Source organism: Kitasatospora sp. NPDC004669 (assembly GCF_040609455.1).
Lineage (GTDB): Bacteria > Actinomycetota > Actinomycetes > Streptomycetales > Streptomycetaceae > Kitasatospora.
Genome location: NZ_JBEXKB010000109.1, coordinates 1 through 19,852 on the forward strand (window position 1 = coordinate 1; position 19,852 = coordinate 19,852).

At 73.9% G+C, this 19,852-nt stretch carries 18 protein-coding genes and 1 pseudogene; 17 read left to right on the forward strand and 2 right to left on the reverse strand.

The genetic code is table 11. The features are described from left to right. The 15 genes from ABZW30_RS43145 to ABZW30_RS43215 all read left to right on the forward strand — a co-directional run. On the forward strand, positions 1 to 1,387 hold a 1,387-nt coding region (locus ABZW30_RS43145; protein WP_355676799.1), incomplete at its 5' end, for an ATP-binding protein. A gap of 172 nt (positions 1,388 to 1,559) precedes the next feature. Beyond that, complete coding sequence (locus ABZW30_RS43150; RefSeq protein WP_355676800.1) at positions 1,560 to 3,101, forward strand: phage tail sheath family protein; 1,542 nt, start codon at positions 1,560 to 1,562, stop codon at positions 3,099 to 3,101. Positions 3,102 to 3,142: 41 nt separating this feature from the next. Beyond that, entirely contained in the window at positions 3,143 to 3,583 is a 441-nt protein-coding gene (locus ABZW30_RS43155) for a phage tail protein (protein ID WP_030290301.1), read from the forward strand. After that, positions 3,580 to 4,077 carry a hypothetical protein gene (locus tag ABZW30_RS43160; protein WP_355676801.1) on the forward strand — a complete coding sequence of 166 codons (498 nt, stop codon included), beginning with the start codon at positions 3,580 to 3,582 and terminating at the stop codon, positions 4,075 to 4,077. Before ABZW30_RS43155 ends, ABZW30_RS43160 begins: the two co-directional genes overlap by 4 nt. After that, positions 4,074 to 4,232, forward strand: coding sequence for a DUF6760 family protein (locus tag ABZW30_RS43165; RefSeq protein ID WP_181970396.1), 159 nt, complete (start codon positions 4,074 to 4,076; stop codon positions 4,230 to 4,232). Before ABZW30_RS43160 ends, ABZW30_RS43165 begins: the two co-directional genes overlap by 4 nt. Before the next feature lie 3,068 nt (positions 4,233 to 7,300). Continuing rightward, complete coding sequence (locus ABZW30_RS43170; RefSeq protein WP_355676802.1) at positions 7,301 to 7,570, forward strand: hypothetical protein; 270 nt, start codon at positions 7,301 to 7,303, stop codon at positions 7,568 to 7,570. A 77-nt stretch (positions 7,571 to 7,647) separates the two neighbouring features. Beyond that, on the forward strand, positions 7,648 to 8,073 hold the full coding sequence (locus tag ABZW30_RS43175; RefSeq protein WP_355676803.1) for a phage tail protein: 426 nt from the start codon (positions 7,648 to 7,650) through the stop codon (positions 8,071 to 8,073). 109 nt (positions 8,074 to 8,182) lie between these two features. Continuing rightward, positions 8,183 to 8,905, forward strand: a complete 723-nt coding sequence (locus ABZW30_RS43180; protein WP_355676804.1) for a LysM peptidoglycan-binding domain-containing protein — start codon at positions 8,183 to 8,185, stop codon at positions 8,903 to 8,905. After that, complete coding sequence (locus tag ABZW30_RS43185; RefSeq protein ID WP_355676805.1) at positions 8,902 to 10,680, forward strand: VgrG-related protein; 1,779 nt, start codon at positions 8,902 to 8,904, stop codon at positions 10,678 to 10,680. The genes ABZW30_RS43180 and ABZW30_RS43185 overlap by 4 nt, the downstream gene beginning before the upstream one ends. Before the next feature lie 74 nt (positions 10,681 to 10,754). Next, positions 10,755 to 11,066, forward strand: coding sequence for a PAAR domain-containing protein (locus tag ABZW30_RS43190; protein ID WP_355676806.1), 312 nt, complete (start codon positions 10,755 to 10,757; stop codon positions 11,064 to 11,066). 73 nt (positions 11,067 to 11,139) lie between these two features. Continuing rightward, positions 11,140 to 11,562, forward strand: coding sequence for a GPW/gp25 family protein (locus tag ABZW30_RS43195; RefSeq protein ID WP_355676807.1), 423 nt, complete (start codon positions 11,140 to 11,142; stop codon positions 11,560 to 11,562). Continuing rightward, positions 11,562 to 13,520 carry a putative baseplate assembly protein gene (locus ABZW30_RS43200; protein WP_355676808.1) on the forward strand — a complete coding sequence of 653 codons (1,959 nt, stop codon included), beginning with the start codon at positions 11,562 to 11,564 and terminating at the stop codon, positions 13,518 to 13,520. The genes ABZW30_RS43195 and ABZW30_RS43200 overlap by 1 nt, the downstream gene beginning before the upstream one ends. A gap of 73 nt (positions 13,521 to 13,593) precedes the next feature. Next, positions 13,594 to 14,169 carry a phage tail protein I gene (locus ABZW30_RS43205; protein ID WP_355676809.1) on the forward strand — a complete coding sequence of 192 codons (576 nt, stop codon included), beginning with the start codon at positions 13,594 to 13,596 and terminating at the stop codon, positions 14,167 to 14,169. A gap of 531 nt (positions 14,170 to 14,700) precedes the next feature. Then, positions 14,701 to 15,486, forward strand: a complete 786-nt coding sequence (locus ABZW30_RS43210; RefSeq protein ID WP_355676810.1) for a zinc ribbon domain-containing protein — start codon at positions 14,701 to 14,703, stop codon at positions 15,484 to 15,486. Between the two features lie 136 nt (positions 15,487 to 15,622). Then, a complete protein-coding gene (locus ABZW30_RS43215) occupies positions 15,623 to 16,612 on the forward strand; it encodes a phospholipase (RefSeq protein ID WP_355676811.1) in 990 nt (329 codons plus the stop codon). Between the two features lie 141 nt (positions 16,613 to 16,753). On the opposite strand, the pseudogene ABZW30_RS43220 reads toward ABZW30_RS43215, so the two are convergent. Next, a pseudogene (locus ABZW30_RS43220) lies at positions 16,754 to 16,858 on the reverse strand (helix-turn-helix domain-containing protein); the annotation flags it as partial. Between the two features lie 165 nt (positions 16,859 to 17,023). Then, entirely contained in the window at positions 17,024 to 17,503 is a 480-nt protein-coding gene (locus ABZW30_RS43225; protein ID WP_355676812.1) for a MarR family transcriptional regulator, read from the reverse strand. Positions 17,504 to 17,683: 180 nt separating this feature from the next. Here ABZW30_RS43225 and ABZW30_RS43230 point away from each other — a divergent pair, with 180 nt between their 5' ends. Together ABZW30_RS43230 and ABZW30_RS43235 are read left to right on the forward strand one after the other, a co-directional pair. Further along, positions 17,684 to 18,634, forward strand: a complete 951-nt coding sequence (locus ABZW30_RS43230) for a saccharopine dehydrogenase NADP-binding domain-containing protein (protein ID WP_355676813.1) — start codon at positions 17,684 to 17,686, stop codon at positions 18,632 to 18,634. Between the two features lie 5 nt (positions 18,635 to 18,639). Then, the gene (locus ABZW30_RS43235; protein WP_355676814.1) at positions 18,640 to 19,398 is read left to right on the forward strand and encodes an MBL fold metallo-hydrolase; all 759 of its coding nucleotides are present in this window, start codon (positions 18,640 to 18,642) and stop codon (positions 19,396 to 19,398) included. Positions 19,399 to 19,852 lie beyond the last annotated feature (454 nt).

The window sequence follows — 19,852 nt, forward strand, 5'->3', positions numbered from 1 at the left end:
CGGGGGCGGCCGGCGGGCGCCCGCGCGGGCCCCCCCCCCGGGGGGCGCCGGGGAGAGCCCGCCGCGGGCCGCCGCGCTGGCCGCCCGCCCGCCGGGGAGCACGGTGCGGGTGCTCGCCCGCGAGGCGCGCTTGGGCGGGGGCGGCGTGGTGCTCGGACCGCTGGACCGGCTCGAACCCGAACGGCCCGAGCGGGCCGCCCTGTTGCGCGAGCTGTGCGCGGAACTCGCCGGCCTCCCGTTGATCGTGCACGGCCCCCAGGTGTGGGACCCGGCCTGGGCACGGGAGAGCCCGATGGTGGTCACCGTGCCGCCGCCGGACGCGCGCGGCCGTGCCGAGCGGTGGGCCCACGCCCTGGCCGCCGGCGGGACGCCCCTGAGTGCGGAGCTGACCGACGGGTTGGCCGAGGCGGTGGCCGCCTACCGGGTGGACCGGGAGAAGCTGGAGCGGGCCGCCGCGGTGGCGGCCAGGACGGCCGCCGCCGAGCGGCGTCCGGTGCGCGCCGAGGACCTGCGGGCCGCGGTACGGGCGCAGAACGCCGCCGGCCTGGCCCGCCTGGCCCGGCGGATCGAGCCCGCGGTCGGCTGGGCCGACCTGGTGCTCCCCGGCCCCACCGCCGGCCGGCTGCGCGAACTCGTCCTGCGGGCCCGGCACCGCGACCAGGTGCTCGGGCAGTGGCGGATGCGGCCGGGCGGCGGCCGGGGCAACGGGGTGATCGCGCTGTTCGCGGGGGAGTCGGGCACCGGCAAGACGATGTCGGCCGAGGTGGTCGCCGCCGAACTCGGCATGGAGCTGTACGTCGTGGACCTGTCCACGGTGGTGGACAAGTACATCGGTGAGACCGAGAAGAACCTGGAACGCATCTTCACCGAGGCCGCGCAGGTGAACGGCGTCCTGCTGTTCGACGAGGCGGACGCGCTGTTCGGCAAGCGCGCGCAGGTCAAGGACGCCCACGACCGGCACGCCAACGTGGAGACGGCCTACCTGCTCCAGCGGATGGAGTCCTTCGAGGGGATCGCGGTGCTGACGACCAATCTGCGCGCCAACCTCGACGAGGCGTTCACCCGGCGCCTGGACGTCATCGCGGATTTCCCGCTGCCGGACGAGGCGCAGCGCCGCCTGCTGTGGGACCGCTGCCTGGGGCCGCGGCTGCCCCGCGGCGACGACCTCGACCTGGACTTCTGCGCCCGGCAGTTCGAGCTCACCGGCGGCTCCATCCGGGCCTGCGCGGTCTCCGCCGCCTACCTGGCCGCCGGAACGGGCGCCCCGCTGGGCATGGCGCAGCTGGTCGCCGCGGTGGTCGGTGAGTACCGCAAGCTCGGCCGGCTGGTGCTGGAGAGCGAGTTCGGGCCGTGGCTGGGCGCCGTCGGGGCCACCGGGCAGACCTGACCCGCGGGGCCTCCGGGGCGGAGGGGCCGTCTGCGCCGCCTGTGAGTACCCGTCACGCTGCCCGCCGGGGGCAGTCGTTCCTGCCCCCGGTCCGGGACCCGGGGACATGTCCCCGGACGGCGTCCGGGCAGCAGACTCGGGGGCGAATGACCGGCCACCCGAAGGAGCGCGAATGCCGTCGTACCTCACCCCGGGCGTGTACGTGGAGGAGGTCCAGTCCGGTGCCCGCCCGATCGAGGGGGTCGGCACGGCCGTCGCCGCTTTCGTCGGCTTCGCCGAGACCGGCCCCTTCCACGAGCCCACACTGGTGACGAACTGGGACCAGTACGTCCAGCGCTTCGGCGGGTTCACCGAGGGCACCTACCTGGCGCACTCGGTGTACGGCTTCTTCGCCAACGGCGGCGGCTCCGCCTACGTGGTGCGGGTCGGCGACCCGGCCCGGCAGGCCTCCGCCGAGGGCGCCCCCACCCCCGCCGCGGCCCCGCCCGTCGCGGTCGCGGGCTTCCTCTTCTCGGCCCTGCCCGGCGCGGGCGGCGAGGTGTCCGTCGAGATCGCCGACCTGGAGGGGGAGAACGTCCCCGAGGACCGGTTCCGCCTGCTGGTCCGCCGGGGCGCCGAGGTCGTCGAGACCTACGACGTGTCGACCCGCAGGAACACCAAGGGCTACGTCGTCACCCAGCTGCGCGAGTCGAAGCTGGTCGCGGTCACCGAACAGCCCGGCACCGCGCCGAGCCGCCCCGAGCGCCGGACCCACGCCCTCGCCGCCGCCCCCGCACCCGCGCCGGCCGTCGCACCCGTCGGCCGGCTCGACCCCGCCGAGTACGTCGGCGACGTCGCGGCCCGGACCGGCTTCTCCGGCCTGGAGGCGATCGACGAGATCACCATGGTCGCGGTGCCCGACCTGATGAGCGCCTACCAGCGCGGCGACCTCGACGACGAGGGCCTGCGGACCGTCCAGCTGGCCGTGATGTCGCACTGCGAGCAGATGGGCGACCGGATCGCCGTGCTCGACCCGCCGCCCGGCCTCAACGCCCAGCGGATGCGCACCTGGCGCAACGAGGAGGCGGGCTTCGACTCCCGCTACGCCGCCCTCTACTACCCGTGGATCAAGGTCTTCGACCCGGCCAGCGGCCGCAACGTGCTGGTCCCGCCGAGCGGCCACGTCGCCGGGGTCTGGGCGCGCAGCGACGCCGAGCGCGGCGTGCACAAGGCGCCGGCCAACGAGGTCATCCGCGGCGCGGTGGACCTGGAGATCCGCCTCAGCAAGGGCGAACAGGACCTGCTGAACCCGATCGGCGTCAACTGCGTGCGGGCGTTCCCCGGACGCGGCATCAGGATCTGGGGCGCGCGCACCCTCTCCTCCGACCCGGCCTGGCGCTACCTGAACGTGCGCCGGCTCTTCAACTACCTGGAGGAGTCCATCCTCCTGGGGACCCAGTGGGTGGTCTTCGAACCCAACGACGACCGGCTGTGGTCCAGCATCCGCCGGAACATCACCGCGTTCCTCACCGAGGAGTGGCGGCGCGGTGCGCTGTTCGGCCAGACCGCGGCCGAGGCCTTCTACGTCAAGTGCGACCGTGACAACAACCCGCCGGAGTCCATCGACCTCGGGCAGGTGGTCTGCGAGATCGGCGTCGCCCCGGTGAAGCCGGCGGAGTTCGTGGTGTTCCGGCTGTCCCAGTTCTCCGACAGCACGAGCCTCGTCAACGAGTGACCCGGCCCCCAACGCATCGCATCGGAAGGTGACAACAAGCCATGGCTGAAGGCGATCCGCTCTCCACACACATATTCGGCGTCCAACTCGGCGGCTACAACGTCGAGTCCGTCAAGGAGATCAGCAACCTGACGGTCGAACAGGACGTCGTCGAGTACAAGCAGGTGACCCAAGAGGGCAAGCTGATCGTCCGCAAGCAGCCCGGCGCCCGGCTGCCCGGCGAGGTGACCATCACCCGCGGCCTGGACAAGAGCGGGGCGTTCACGGACTGGATCAAGGAGACGCTCAACAACGGGGCGATCAACACCGCGCGGCAGAACCTCACCATCGAGGTCAAGGACACCACCGGAGCCACCCTGCGGCGCATCCAGCTGACCAATGCCTGGGCCAGCCGCTGGGAGGGCCCGACGCTCAGCGCCGGCGAGTCCAGCGCCGCGACGGAGACCGTGACCATCGTGTTCGAGGAGATCAGCGTCGAGTGAGGCGGAAGATCGGCCTTGAGGAGCTGCTGGAACGCGCTCCGGCCCCACAGAACACCGCGCCGCAGCAGCAGTCCCCGGGGCAGGCCCAGGGACAGGCAGGGTCGGCCGGGCCCCGGGGGCGGGCGCCGCACACCGAGTTCGAGTTCGAGCTGCCGCTCGGCTACGTCGACGACGAGGGCACCGTGCACCGGCACGGCGCCATGCGCCTGGCCACCGCCCGCGACGAGCTGATGCCGCAGATCGACCTGCGGGTCAAGGAGAACCCGGCCTACCTGAGCGTGGTGCTGCTCAGCCACGTGATCACCAGGCTGGGCGACATCACCGATGTGCACGCCGGGGTCGTGGAGCGGATGTACGCCACCGACGTCGCGTTCCTCCAGGACCTCTACCAGCGGATCAACAGCGAGGGCCACACGCGCGCCGCGGTGACCTGCCCGCACTGCGACGGCGCCTTCGAGGTCGACCTCGCCGGTGGGCGCCTGGGGGAATCGTGACGTACGCGCCTGCTCGGCTGTACGAGGAGATCGCGTACATCGCCTACCACTTCCACTGGCAGCGGGAGGACATCCTCGACCTGACCCACCGCGAACGCGGGCAGTGGGTGCGCGAGATCGCGCGGCTCAACACCCGTATCAGCGAAGGCGGGTGAGTCGGATGGGGCTGCGGGACTGGATCGCCCGGCGGCGGGGCGGCGGGGCGGCGGGTCATGGTGCCGCCGGTACCGGTGGCGCCGGTGGTGCCGGTGATGGTGAGGCCGGGGCCGGTGGTGCGGCTCGGCGGCGCCCGGCGGGGGACGGGGGATGGCGCGCGGTGCCGCCGATGGCCCCCACCCTGGGCGGGGCGGCGCACGGCGTCAGCGACGGCCTGAAGTTCCGCTCGCGGCTGGCCTCCTGGCAGGACCCCTCGCTGTGCGGCCCGCTCGGGCACGCGGTCCTGCCGTCCGCCCCGGTGGGCATCCTGCGGGCGATGGCGGTGCCGGGTTCCCCGTCCACCGTCGTCGCGGGCGGGGACGAGCTCGTCCTGCCGGCTGCCACAGGAGCGGCCGGGGCGGAGGAACCGGGGGAACCCGGGGAGGCCCGGCCTGCTCAACGATCGGTTCAGCGGTCCGTCCGGGTACGGCGGCTTCCCGTACGGTCGGTGCAGCGGACCGCGCGCGCGGGTGCGGCCGACCGACGGGCCGTGCCGGACGGTGCTCGCGCGAGCGTGCCGACGGCTGATGCGCCGACGCCCGCTGCGCCAAGTCCTGCTGCCCCGAAGACCGTTGCCGACATACCCGGCGCGGAGACGCCCGACGCGGCCGCCGAGCCCCCGCGCCGGAGCGACGCGGTGGGCCCGGCCCACCGTCCGGTGCGGCCGCGTACCGTCGGTGAGCCACTGACCGTGGCGCGGCGCCCCCGGTCGCTGTCCGCGCGCCCGGTTGCGGTGGTTCCGGGGCCGCGCAGGACGCCGGTTGTCGTGGACCAGCCGCCGGGTCGGGGCGCGGACGCGCCGCAGCCCGTAGCGGTGGCGGAGGAGCCGGTCAGCGGCATGCGCCCGCCGGTGAGCGGCGAGGCCGCCGTACGGACGGAGTCGGGCCCGGGTGGCGCCGCCACGCCCGGGCGAAGCGGGCGCAACGGGCGGACCGAGGGCGTGGTCCAGCGTGCCGCTGTGCCGGGTGTTGCCGCACCTGCCCGCCCGGTCCTCGGCGCGCCCTTGACCGCGTTGCCCGCCAGCGCCGCGCCCCTTGCGACCACCGGCCCCCAGACGGCCGATGAGGTCACCGGCGCGCCGGTCATGCCCGTCGTCCCCGGCGACACGGGGTCCACCGGCCCCGAGGCGGGCGGGGTCGACGGCGCCCGGCCGTCCGGGAACGGGGGCCACGACGTCACCCCCGACAGCCGCACCCGTCCGGCTGCCCAGGCGGGCGGCCCGGCAGTGTCCCGTTCTGAGCGTGGGCCCGCCGGTGGCGTACCCGTCCAGCGCACACCGTCCGAGGCCGGTACCGCCTCGCCCACGCCGTCGTCGCCGAGCCCCGAGCGCACCGGACGGGTACCGTCCGGCCCTGCCCCGGTTCAGGCCCGCACGCGTACGGGTCTGGGCGCGCCCCTCGACGCGCTGCCACCGACGGCGGCGGCGCCGGGCGGTACTGCTCCGCTCCTCGGCGGGCGTCGACCGGTCCGGCGGATCACAGGCCCGACGCCGGGCGACAGCGCAGGCCCAAGCGTCGGGAGCGCGGCGGAGCGGGCTGTGCCCGCCGGCGCCGCGCCTGTGGTCGGCGAGGGGCCGCGCGTGCAGCGCGCGACCCGGCGTCCTGGTGGCGACTCGCCTGACTCACCATCCGTACTGAGTACGGATGGTGATGCAGCGTCAGCCCGGCGCGAGGGCCCTGCCGGTGGTGGTCAAGGTGTGCACGCCGGTGCGGAGCGCGGCCGGAGCGGACCGACGACCGGGCGCGCGGTGGCCTCCGACACGGCCCCCCACAGCGCCCGGACGGGGACGCAGGGTGGTTCCGCCGCGCCGACGTCCGGCAGTGGCCCGGAGCGGCGGCCGGGAACCACGCCGCAGCCGGTCGTCCCCGCAGCCCGGACCCGGCCTGCCGGGGCACCGGATCGGGACGGTGCCCCGCGCGGCGGCGGCCAGACGGTCCCTGTGACCGTGCCCGTGACAATCCCCGTGACGGGGGCCGTGCGTCCGGCCGTCGGTGGCCTGGGTGTCCAGCGAGCCGTCGAACTCACCGGCCCGAGGCGCGGGTTGCTGGGCGAGCGCCGGATGGCGGTCGCCCTCGCCGCCCCATCGTCGTCGTCCGCGACCAGTACCAACGCTCCCACCCGCACCGGTACCGGCACCGGCGCAGCGCCTGCTCCGCCGGTGGTTCCGGCCGTCTGGCCCCGTGCGCTCGCGCCCCACACGGGCGGCGAACCGGCTGCGGCCGTCGCGCAGCGCTCGGGGGCACGTTCACGTTCGCGGCGCTCACCGGGTGCGGGGGACGGCCGTACCGCCACCGGGCAGTCGGCGACGCAGGCGAGTCCGGTGCGGCTTCGTGCCCCGGGAGCCGTGCCGACGCCGGGCCGCTCGGCCGGATCGGATGCGGCGCGCGGGGTCGTGGCTGCCGTGCAACGCTCGCGTGCCCGACGTTCGCCGGAAGGCGGGGGCGGCCGGGCGGCGGCTGATCACCCGTCGGCGCGGGGGAGTTCGCTACCATCCGGTGCCATCCCGACCGCCATCCCGCCCGCGACCGCCATCCCGCCCGCGACCGCGGACCTGCCGCGCGCCGCCCTGCCCGGGGCGGTGCCGAACGTGAGCGCCGCGGTGCCACCGGGGGCGCGGCAGCCGCAGGGTGGTGCCACGAGCGTGGGCCGCCCGGCCCCGCAAGGTGCTACCGCGCTGACGCCCGAGGGGCGCCCGGGGCAGGGCGGCTCCGGTTCGCCGTCCGCCGTGGTGACCGGCCCGCGCCCGCCGGTGGTTCGGCTCGCGCCCCTGGCGGCCCCGTCGGTCCAGCGTCTTCCGGCCCCGGCCCGGCCCCCGTATCCCTCTCCGACGCAACTGCCCACGGGCGCGGCTCCGTCGGGAATGGGCCGGGCACCGGACCCGCAGCCCGCCGCGGCGCCCGCGCCCGTCGTGATGCGGGCCGCACCGGCCGGGTACCCCGCGAGCGTCCCGTCCGTCCCGGCTGCACCGGCTGCACCGGCTGCACCGCCCGCTCCGCCCTCGCCCGGCACGGCGCGGTTGCTGCAGCGGGTGGCCGAGCAGGCGGGCCTGGCCGGGGTGCCGTTGACCGCCGTACCGGCGCGCGCGCCGGTCACGGCGCAGGCCGCCCCGCCGTCCCGGACCGGTTCGCCACCCGCAAAGGCCGTCGGCGAATCACCCGCCGAGGCCGCCGGTGGCGCCGGGCCCGCCGACCTCGACGAACTGGCCCGGCGCCTGGTCGAACCCGTCGGGCGGCTGCTGCGCACCGAACTGCGCAGGGGCAGGGAGCGCAGTGGGAAGCCGTACGACATGCGCCGCTGAGCGCGGGCCCGGCGGAGGGCGGCCCGCCGGGCCACCGCAGCGACGTGACCGGACGCAGGGAACAGGGAACGGGACCGATGACCGACAACATCTTCGCGAGCAGCGTCTTCTTCAGCCTGACCATCGGCGGCAATGACCTGGGTGAGTTCACCACCTGCTCGGGACTCGGCGCCCAGGTCGAGATCGAGCAGTACGCGGAGGGCGGCAACAACGGCTTCGCCTGGCAGCTGCCGGGCCGCATCACCTGGTCGAACATCACGCTGACCCGCGCGGTCACCGCGGACACCGTCAAGATCGCGCGCTGGCTGGGCGAGATCGTCCGGAAGGTCGAGCCGAAGGACGGCGAGATCGTGGCGCTGCGGCCCGACCTGAGCCGGATCGTCGGCTGGCAGGTGCTCGGGATCGTCCCGGTGCGGTGGGAGGGCCCGTCCTTCGACCCGTCCAACTCCCAGGCCGCGGTGGAGACCCTGGAGATCGCCCACGCCGGCCTGCGCCCGTTCTGACACCACCCGGCCCGTTCTGACACCACCCGGCCCGTACGGGCCTGCACCCACCCGGCCCCGCACCGACCCGGTTCCACCAGCCGCCCCACCCACCTAAGGAGCACCAAGGATGTCCCCGGCGGTCCCCGCGAGCGTCACCCGGGCCCAACTGACCATCATGGAGCCCCCGTCCACGGTCGGCGCCCAGCCCGGCGGCGCGATCGCGCGGCTCCCGCTGCAGTTCAACCCGGCGACCCTGGTGCTGCGCAAGACCACCGAGTGGCGGCGCACGCCGTCCCGGATGGCGGGTCAGTCGGCGCTGCCCGAGTTCGTCGGCAGTGGCCCGCGCTCGCTCGCGCTCGACGTGTTCCTGGACTCGACCGCGACCCACGACAACTCGGTGGAGCGAGCGGTCGAGCAGCTGATGACGGCGTGCGTGCCCACCCCGACCAGCCTGGCGCGCAAGACGCCGGCCAGTCCGTGGATCCGGCTGGACTGGGGCACCCTGAAGACGACCTCGTTCAACGGGGTGCTGACCGGCCTGTCGGTCACCTACACGCTCTTCGACGTGGACGGCAATCCGCTGCGCGCGGTCTGCTCGCTGTCCATCGACGAGGCCAGCGTCGACCCGGCCGGCCAGAACCCGACCTCCGGCTCGCCGGAGGCCCGCAGCACCCACCGGGTGATCGCGGGCGACAGCCTGCCGCTGCTCGCCTGGCGGGCGTACGGGGACGCGACGGCCTGGCGCACCATCGCGGAGGCCAATGACATCGACGATCCGCTGGCGCTGGTCCCCGGCGCGGAGCTGATCGTGCCGGGGATCGACGAACTCACCCGTGGGGGGCGGTCGTGACCACGCCCGAGGCCCGGGGCGGTCGCCCGTTCGCCGCGGATCCCGTCGTCGAGGCGCCGGGCCCGCTGCCGCCGGTGTGGGCGACCCAGCTGGTCTCCTGCGACATCGAGGAGAGCGTCGGCCTGCCGGACACCGCCGTGCTGACCTTCCGGGACGCCGACCACACCTTCCTCAGCGCGACCGGGATCAGCATCGGGACCAGGCTGCGGGTGTCCGTGGTCACCGTACAGGGGCACACCCAGGTGCGGCTGTTCACCGGCGAGGTGACGGCGCTGGAGCTGGAGGTGGACACCACCGGCTCGTACACCGTGGTGCGGGCGTCGGCGGTCACCCACCGGCTGATGCGCGGGCGCCGGGTGAAGGCCTTCCGGAACATGACGACCGCCGACATCGTCCGGGAGGTCGCCGCGGGCGCGGGCCTGACCTGCGGACGGATCGACTCCTTCCCGGTCGTCCACCAGCAGCTCTCCCAGGCGAACGTCCCGGACTGGGAGTTCCTCCAGTTCCTGGCGCAGGAGAGCGGCGCCCAGGTGCGGGCCGACGACGACGGGAGGTTGGAGTTCGTCCGGCCCGAGCCCGCGTCCGGCGCACCGGCCCCCTCCACCCCCGCGCCGCAGAACCCGATGGTGCTGGAGTACGGCCGCAACCTACTGGAGCTGCGCGGGGTGCTGACCGGCGTGGCCGGCGCGGACACGGTCGAGGCGCGCGGATGGAACGTCACCACCAAGAGCGCCCTGGTCGCCACCGAGGCGTCGGTGACCTCGCTGACCGTCCAGCCGGGGATGAGCCCCGCGGAGGTGGTCTCCGCCTTCCCCGGTCCGGCCCGGCTGACCGTCGCCGACACCCCGTACCGCACCCAGGCCGAGACGACCGCCGCGGCCCGGTCGCTGGCCGCCTCGGTGGCCGCAGGCTTCGGCGAGCTGGAGGCGGTCGTCGAGGGCAACCCGCGGCTGCGGGCGGGCACCGCCGTCGCCCTGGGGAACGTCGGCGCCGCCTTCTCCGGCCGCTACAGCGTCACCGGGGCACGCCATCTCCTCGAACCGTTCCGCGGCTACCGGACCACCGTGGTGGTCAGCGCGGCACCCGACCGCTCCCTGGCCGGGCTGGTCACCGGCGGCAACGCGCCGCCGCGCGGGCCGCGGATGCCCGGCCTGGCGGTCGCCGTGGTCACCGACGTCCGGGAGCAGGGCGACGGGCAGCGCGGCTGGGTGCGACTGAAGTTCCCCTGGCTGGACGACAGTTACGTCTCCGACTGGGTGCGCACCGTGCAGTGGGGCGGCCAAGGGGGCGGCGGCGTGGTCAGCCCCGAGGTCAACGACGAGGTGCTGGTCGGGTTCGAGCAGGGCGACCTGGACAGCCCGTACGTGCTGGGCGGCCTCTACAACGGCGTGGACCGGCCCTCACCGCACGACGTACCGCTGGTCGACGCGGCCACCGGCAAGGTCAACCGCCGCTCCGTGGTGTCCCGTTCGGGCCACCGCCTGGAGCTGCTGGACGTACCGGGCGGCAAGTCCGGTGTCCGGCTGGCCAGCGGGGACGGGCGGCTGGAGGTCCGGTTGGACCAGCAGAGCGGGGAGATCGTGCTGACCGTCCACGGCCTGGGCGGCGCGGCGGGGAGCACCGTGCGCCTCTCCTCCTCCGGCATCACCCTCGACGCGGGCACCGGTGAGGTGAACGTGCGCGGCGGCTCGGTGACCGTTCGGGGGACGACCGCGGTCACCGTGGACGGCGGGGCCGAGGCTGTGATCAAGGGAGCATTTGTACGCATCAATTGACGGATCATCAAGTCAACAGGCAGCAGAACCGTGCCCACCATCCGGAAGGGCACCATCGGAAATGGAGACCGTACATGCCCCCCGCAGCCCGGACCGGCGACCTCACCGATCACGGCGGCGCCCTCACCACACCGCCGCCGGGCGCCCTCGCCGTGGCGACCGTGCTGATCGGCGGCCGGCCCGCCGCGGTGGTCGGCAGCATCCACGCCTGCGTCCCGCACGTGGAGATGGGCCCCGCCAACCTCGTCGAGCCCTCCTTGGGCACGGCGACCAGGGGAATGGTCCTGATCGGCGGCCTCCCCGCGGCCCGCATGGGGGACAAGACGACCTGCGGCGCCACCATCACCACCGGTGCGTTCAACGTGCTGATCGGAGGCGCCGCATGAGCGGGCGCAGCGAGCGAATCATCAAGAGGTGCGTGTGGGCGAATGCCCCTGCCGAGCGGAGCGAGGTGGGCGCATGAGTAGCAGCTTCATCGGCCGCGGCTGGGCGTTCCCGCTGCGGGTGAACGCCACCGGCGGCATCGGCATGGTGGACCGGGACCGGGAGATCGCGGAGGCCGTCCGGCTGATCCTCGGCACCGCCCCCGGCGAGCGGCCGATGCGCCCGGAGTTCGGCTGCGGCATCCACGAGTACGTCTTCGCCCCGGGCGACAGCACCACCGCCGGGCGGATCGCCCGCGAGGTGCGCATCGCGCTGGAACGCTGGGAGCCGCGGATCGAGGTCGACGACGTGGTGATCGCCTTCGACAGCGTCGACGAGGGCACGCTCTACATCGACGTCCACTACACCGTGCGCGCCACCAACGACCGCCGCAACCTGGTCTTCCCCTTCTACACCATCCCGGAGTCCCCGACCGCGGCGGACGGGGGCGACCGCTGATGGCACTGCCCTCCCCGAACCTGGACGACCGCCGCTTCCAGCAACTCGTCGACGAGGCCAAGCGGTACGTCCAGCAGCGCGCGCCGGAGTGGACCGACCACAACGTCTCCGACCCGGGCGTCACCCTCATCGAGACCTTCGCCTACCTGGTGGACCAGCTGCTCTACCGGCTGAACCGCGTCCCGGAGAAGAACTACGCAGCCTTCCTCGACCTGCTGGGCATCCGGCTCTTCCCGCCCGCCGCCGCCCGGGCCGAGGTCGACTTCTGGCTCTCGGCCCCGCAGCCCGAGACGGTCCTGCTGCGGGCGGGCACCGAGGTCTCCACGCTGCGCACCGAGACCGACGACGCGGTGGTCTTCTCCACCACCGAGGACCTGCCGATCGTCCCCAGCTCGCTGGAGCGACTGGTCACCGTCTCCGCCTCCGGGGAGCAGTCCGACGCCACGGCCCGGCTCGCCGACGGGGCGGACGTGCCGTGCTTCCAGCCGCATCCGGAGGTCGGGGACGCCATGCTCTTCGCCCTGCCGACCGTGGTGCCGCGCTGCATCCTGGTCGTCCGGCTGGACAGCCGGGTGGAGGGCGTCGGCGTCGACCCGCGCCAGCCGCCGCTGGTCTGGGAGGTGTGGGACGGCGGGCGCTGGATCGCCTGCGAGACCGGCGGCGACACCACCGGCGGCCTCAACCGGCCCGGCGAGGTGGTGGTGTTCGTGCCCGCCGGGCACACCGCGTCGGTGGTCGCCGGGCGGCGGGCCGGCTGGCTGCGCTGCCGGGTCACCGAGCCGCGACCGGGCCAGCCGTTCTACTCCGAGTCCCCGACCGTCCGCCGGGCCGAGGTGTTCACGGTCGGCGGCACCGTGACCGTCGTGCACGCGCAGACCGTCACCGACGCGCCGCTCGGCTCCTCCGAGGGGGTCGCGGGCCAGCGCTTCCGGCTCGCCCGGCCCCCGGTCCTGCTCGACGGCGAGCCCCCGGTGGTCGAGGTCGCGGCCGGCGACGGGTGGCAGCGATGGACGGTCGTCGAGCACTTCGGCGACTCCTCACCGGCCGACCGGCACGTGGTGCTCGACGCGACCACCGGCGAGTTCCTCTTCCCGCCCGCGGTCCGGGAACCCGACGGCAGCCTGCGCTCCTTCGGCGCGGTGCCGCCCAAGGGCGCGCGGTTGCGTGTCCCGCACTACCGCACCGGCGGTGGGATCGCCGGCAACGTCGCCCGCAGCACCATCACGGTGCTGCGCAGCTCGGTCCCGTACATCGCCCGGGTCGACAACCGCGAGGCGGCCAGGGGCGGGGTCGACGGTGAGACCGTGGACAACGCCAAGCTGCGCGCCCCGCACCAGCTGAGGCTGCAGGAACGGGCCGTCACCGCAGGGGACTTCGAGCTGATCGCCCGGCAGGCCGCGCCGTCCGCCGTCCGGATCAGCTGTGTGCCCGGCGTCGGCGGGGAAGCCGGCACGGTGCGGGTGCTGGTCGTCCCCGACGCCGTCGCGGACGACGGCGACCGGCTGCGGTTCGAGCAACTGATCCCCGACGAGCAGATGTTGGCCGCCGTCGCGACGGCCCTCGACGAGCGGCGGCTGATCGGCACCCGGATCGTCGTACAGCCCCCCGCCTACCAGGGCGTGACGGTCGTCGCCCGGCTCACCACCCGATCCACCGACCCCGACCGGGTCCGTGAGGCGGCGCTCGCCGAGCTGTACCGCTATCTCAACCCCTTGCGCGGCGGCGCCGACGGCACGGGCTGGCCGTTCGGCCGGGCGGTGCAGTACGGGGAGGTGTTCGCCGCGCTCCAACGGGTCACCGCCGTCACGGGGGTCGAGGAGCTGCGGCTGTTCCCGGCGGACCCGATCACCGGACGCCGGGGCGCCCCCGCCGAGCGGGTCGAGGTCCCGCCGGACGCCCTGGTCTTCTCCCACCAGCACCAGATCGTGGTCACCCCGGCTGAGGACGGGCAGTCATGAGCGAGCGCAGCGAGCGAATCATTCAAAGGTGCGCGTGGGTGAATGCCCCTGCCGAGCGCAGCGAGGTGGGCGCATGAACCGGGCCGCCGTCCCCGGGCTGCCCAGTCCGTACCCGATCGGCGAACTGCTCCCTGCGCTCTTCGCCGACGACGACTTCGCCCAGCGGTTCACGGCCGGCCTGGACACCGTCCTCGCCCCGGTCTTCGCCACCCTGGACAACCTGCCCGCCTACTTCCGACCCCGCCTCGCACCGACCGACTTCCTCGACTGGCTGGCGTCCTGGGTCGCGGTAGACGTCGACCCGGCCTGGCCGGAGGAGGTGCGCCGCGCGGTGGTCGAGCGCGCGGTGGAGCTGCACCGGTGGCGCGGCACCCGCCGCGGACTCACCGAGCGGCTGCGGCTGGTGCTGGGCGCCGGTGCCGAGATCACCGACGGCGGCGGGGTCTCCTGGTCCACCGCCCCCGGTGCCGTCCCGCTGCCCGCGGTGGGCGCTGAGGTGCTGATCCGGGTCTGGCCCCTGGACGGTCCGGGGCCGGGCGCCGGGCTGGACGAGGACCAGGTGCTGTCCGTCGTCAGGGCGGGCTGCCCGGTCCATCTGACCTGCCGGGTGGAGATCCTGCCCGGCCCACCCGGGCGAACGGAGGGCTGACGGATGCCGGTGTGCCCCGACTGCGGAACGGCCAACGGGGAGGGGGACGACTTCTGCGGCAACTGCGGTGCGTACCTGGGCTGGTCGCGCAGTGCCCCGGCCCCGGCGGCGCCGGCTGCCGGGCCTCGGACGGCGCCTTCACCCACTCCCACTCCCGTGCCCACCCCTGCGCCCGCGCCCGCGCAGACCGAGGCGGAGGCGGCCGCTGCGCCTGCCGCGTCCGAGCCTGCTGCACCTGCCGGGCCCGCCGTGCCCGAGACCGCGCGCACCGAATCCACCTGGCGAGCCGTGTCGCGACGGGTGACGCGCGCCACGAGGAGGGAACAGCCGCCCGTCCCGGACGCCCAGCCGCCGAGCCCGCCCGCCGAGGAGCCGCCGACCGCGTCGGTCGCCGAGCCTCCGCGCTCAACCTCGACCCGCGCGCGGCCGGCTCCGGCCCCCGAACCGACACGGGCGTCGGAACCGGCCCCGGCCCCGGCCCCGACGCCGGTTGCCGAATCGCCTGCGCCTCCCGAACCGCACGCCGATCCGGTGGCCGATCCGGTGGCCGTGCAGCCCGCCAAGCCCGTCGCACCGCGCCCCGTCGTTCGGGCATCCGCGGCCGACGAGGCCCAGGACGGCCCGCCCTGCCCCCGGTGCGGCACGCCGAACCTGCCCGAACGGCGCTTCTGCCGCCGCTGCGCGGCACCGCTGACCGACACCGCACCCCCGCCGAAGCTGCCGTGGTGGCGCACCCGCTGGCCGTTCCGACGCCGGGTGCGGATCGGCGGCTCGGGCAACGCGCTGCGCCGCACCATCGCGCTGCTGGTGCTGGCCGCGCTGGTGGTCGGCGGGATCCTGCTGTACCCGGTCGGCAGGAGCGCCTACCAGGACGTGCTGGACAAGCTCGGCAACACCGCGCCGATCACCCCTTCCCTGACCTCGGCGAGCGGCGCGGTCGAGGGCCATCCCGCGACCGCCGCCGACGACGGCCTCAGCAACACCTACTGGGGCGCGCCCGCGATCGGGGACTCCATCACCTTCACCTTCCGCACGCCCTTCCGGCTGGTCGACCTGATCATCCACACCGGCGACTCCGCGGACCCGCAGCACTTCCAGCAACAGGCCCGTCCCCTCGTCCTGTCCCTGGAAGTCACGGCCTCGGACGGCGAGTTGCACCGGCAACAGATCACGCTCAACGACCAGCCGGGCCCGCAGACCGTGGCGACCGGGATCAGCGACGTCGTCCAGGTGAAGCTCACCGTCCGCGAGGCCGCCGGAACCGGCCCTGGCCGCACCATCGCCCTGGCCGAGGTGGAGTTCTTCAAGCGCAGCTGACGATCAGTCAAGCTCCTTAGTTCAGAACATATTTCGGACATCGAGACCCGTTTATCGACCATTTGCCGTTCGGCAACGTACGGTTGGTGGGGTGGGCATGTCCACTTCAAGGCGCCGACAAGAAGGAGTACCTTTCTTGACCACTCACCTCAGGACCGGTGCGGGCCGACGCGTGCTTCCGGCGATGACGGCGATGCTGTGCGGGATCGCCGGGGTCACCGCCCTCGCGGCGACCCCGGCGGCCGCGGCCGACCAGCGCCACCCGATCTACGCCATCGCGCACCGGGTCGACACCCTGGACGGCGTGGACGCCGCGCTCAAGCACGGTGCCAACGGCATCGAGATCGATGTCTGCGCCTGGTGGAACCCGAACGAGTGGCGCGCCTACCACGACTGTTCCTCGGCCGGCGACAACCGGCTGGGCCCCAGCTTCGACAGCATGATCGACCGCATCGTCTCCAACGCCAACGCGGGGCGCCGACTGTCGCTGGTCTGGCTGGACATCAAGGACCCGAACTACTGCGGGGAGCAGCAGAACCGCGGGTGCAGCGTCGCCGGACTGCACGACAAGGCCCAGCGGCTGACGGCTGCCGGGGTCCAGGTGCTCTACGGGTTCTACGAGTACCACGGCGGCAACACTCCGGACGTCGGCGGACGCGGCTGGAAGAGCCTGGAGGGCAAGCTCGGCCGTCTGGAGGGCATGACGACGACCGGCACCCGCGACCAGGCCCAGAACGCCTTCAACCGGTCCGGTGCCGGGATCCCCAACGGTCACCGGGCGATGGACTACGGCGACAGCGACATCACCAAGGGCTTCGGCAACTGCACCGAAGCCACCTACAACACGTGCGCGGAACTGAAGAAGGGCGCCGCGGACCGTGCCGCCGGCCGGCTCGCGGCCACGCTGTCCTGGACGACCACCTACAACGACCCGTGGTACGTCGACAAGCTGCTGGGCGACGCCCAGGTGGACGGCATCATCGCGGGCTACGGCGCCTTCACCGGCGTGCGTGAGTACGACGACAGCTGGCAGTGCGCCAATGCCGTCAATCTCGTGCGCGACTGGGTGAACCGCCACGGCTCCACCCACCGCATGGCCAACAGCGGCGACCGTCTGTTCAATTGACTTCCGCTCCCCGGCCTGAGGGGCCGGGGATTCCTACCACGGTCGGGTGACCGTCTCGGTGGGTTCCTGCTTCTTCGCGCTGTGCCGGGACGAGTCCCGGTCTTACCTACGCTCGACAGGCTGTCACCGCAGGTCCGGCGGCCGCAGCGCGTCGTTGAACACCACGCGGGAGCACCCGAACGCAGGTGCCAGCGCTGAACGCTGAGGTCCGTTCGGATAGAGGCGGAACGAATATCTGAGCTGCATGAAGAACACCCCCTTTCCGGCCCGAGGCACTGCGAATAGATCCCGTTGGCGGTGCGCCCGGTCGGGCAGCGGACACCCCGGGCCGGGGTCGTGGCGGATGCACTCGCCACGACCCCGGCCCGTTCACGTCGGACTCGCCGTCCGGAGTCGCTCAGCCGGAGACGCTCAGTGCGGGTACCGGCTGCGGATGGCCCGGGCGGCGTCGGTGCCGTCGAGGAGCGTGTGCAGCAGGGCGGTGAGGGTGTCGACCTCCGAGGCCGTGAGCCGGGACGCCATCTCGCTGGTGAGCCGTGCGGTCGCGTCGCCGAGCTGGGCGGCCAGCGTGCTTCCGGCGTCGGTGAGTTGGATCAGGACGGCGCGCTTGTCCTGTTCGTGCGGGATCCGGCTGACCAGCTCGCGCTGGACCAGCGAGTCGACCAGCCGACTGGGGCTGCCCTGTTCGCAGACCAGCAGGCGCCCGAGGGCGGCCAGGGTGACCGGCTGGTGCGCGGCGAGGACGTCGAGCACCTCGGCCTGGGCGGGGGTGAGGCCCAGGTGGCGCAGGGCATCGCCGAGCCGGCGGCTGCCCTCGCGCTGGGCGGCCAGGAGCAGGTAGCGCAGTTCGTCCTGCGGAGCCCGGGTGGTGCGGCTGTGGTCGGCGGTCACGGGCTGCCCTTCGTTTCGTCCGTCGGTTGAGCGGGTGCGGGGCCATGCGGGGTCAGCATATCAATGACACGACATTGATGCTGGAACATCGATGCTGCAACATTGATGACGCGACATCGATGTTGTGTCATTGTTGTCCCGTCATCGACGGAAGCCCGTTCGGGCGGAAGGAGCACGATCATGCGATCCGACTTCGTCGTTCTCGGTGCCACCGGCACCACCGGCAACCTGATCGCCGGACACCTCGTCCGGCAGGGCGGGACGGTGACGCTGGTCGGCCGGGACCCGGGCCGGCTGGCGGCGACCGCAGCGCGGTTCGACAGCGGGGCGGTGGCCGTTCTGGTCGCGGACCTCGCGGACCCCGCCTCGCTGGCCGCGACGGTCCGGGTGGGAAAGGTACTGGTCAACACGGTCGGCCCGTTCACCCGCCTGGCCCCGCCCGTGGTGAACGCGTGCCTCGACGCGGGCACGGCGTACGTCGACCTCGCCAACGAGCGGGCCGCCGTGCGCGCCCTGCTCGACCGTGACGCCGAGGCGCGCGAGCGGGGCGTCGCGCTCGTCACCGGGGCCGGCTTCGGACCGGCCGCCACCGAGGCGCTGGTGCTGGCCCTGCGCGGGCGGCTGGCGGACCCGGCGAGCGTGGTCGTCGCCTCGGCCGCCACCACCGCGTACGACACGGAGGGCGTCCGTACGACGGTGGCCGAGGCCGCTGCCGAGGGCGCCACCGTCTACCGGGCCGGCGAGCTGGTCCGCTTCCCGCTCGGCGAGGGCGCCACGGCGCTCACCTTCGGCGGCGCGAGCCGGACGGTGATCCCCGTGCCGACCGGAGATCTCGAAGCGGCGCGCGACGCCGGTGGCGCGCCCGACGTCACCGCTTACGCCGCACCGCGCGGCGGCGCCGGGACGGACGGCCGCTCCTACGCCTACGCGGAACTCACCGCCGGGGACGGCCGTCGGCACGTCGCCGAGCTGAGTACGGGCGAGGGGTTCGCCTTCACCGCGGCCCTGGCCGCCGCAGTTGCGGCCACGCTGCTGGACGGCCCGCCCCCGGGCGCACGGACGGCGGCGCGACTGCTCGGCGCCGAGCGCGTCGCGACCCTGCCCGCCACCACCATCCAGCTGGGCCGGTGATCGGGATGAGCGCCCTTCAGTCCCCGACGCCCACCGCGCACCGGCTGGGCGACGACCTGGTCAACTTCTACCTCGTCGACACCGGCCCGGCCTTGGTGCTGGTCGACGCCGGACTGCCCGCGCACTGGGACAGCCTGCTCGGGGCACTGCGCGCTCTCGGCAGACCCATCACCGACATCGCGGCGGTGCTGATCACCCACGGCCACCCGGACCACGTGGGCCTTGCCGAGCGGGTCCGCATGGAGTCCGGGGCAGACGTCTGGGTGCACGAGTCCGACGCGCCGATCCTGGCCGAACCACGGCGCCTCAACCAGGTCTGGCGCCCCGAGCGCTCCCTCCTCGGCTACGCGGTCCGCCGCCCGAGCGGCCTGCGGGCACCGCTGCACCTGGCCCGGGGCGGCGCACTCCGCACGCCGGCGGTCCGGGAGCTCCGCACCTTCACGGACGACACCCGACTCGACGTTCCCGGCCTGCCGTTGGCGGTGCATACCCCCGGGCACACGCACGGCAGCACCAGCTATGTGTTCCCGGACGCCTCCCTCGCCTTCACCGGCGACGCCCTGGTCACCAACGACGCGGTCGCCGGGCACGTCGGCCCCTGCGTGATCTGTCGGGCCTTCACCCAGGACAGCCGGGCGGCGCTGGCCTCCCTGGAGAAGGTCGCCGAATACGAGATCGACACCGTTCTGCCGGGTCACGGCGAACCGTGGCGGGACGGCCTGGCGGAGGCCGCACGGCTGGCGGTGGCCGCCGGGATCCGATAGCGGCAAGAGAGGGGAGGGCGCCGCACCACTGTGGTCTGGGCTGGGCATTTGTTTCGGGAGCCGAGTAGGGGTACTGTCTCCCAGTCGCTCGGCAGGGAGCACCGGACACGCATCTGCGCGGACGGTCCCGGGGGCGGCCAATCCTCTGAAGCATCACTTCCCGGTCTTCACCGGTCGTTTCGCGTTGTCGCGGTGCGGTCAGGTGTTGATTCGGTGTGCGCGTTTTATCGGGTTGCGGTCGGATTCGCTTTTCGGAGCGGGGATCGGCTAGAGTTTGAAACGTCGGACGGGGCGTCAAGCCGTAGAAGACACCGGCGAGTTGGATGAGCGAAGCCCCGGAAACGGAGCCGGAAACATCCGATAAGCTGGAAACACGAAAGAACGAAGCGCCCGGAGGGCCCGCTGGAAGGCGGTCCGAAGGAAGCGTCCGTTCCTTGAGAACTCAACAGCGTGC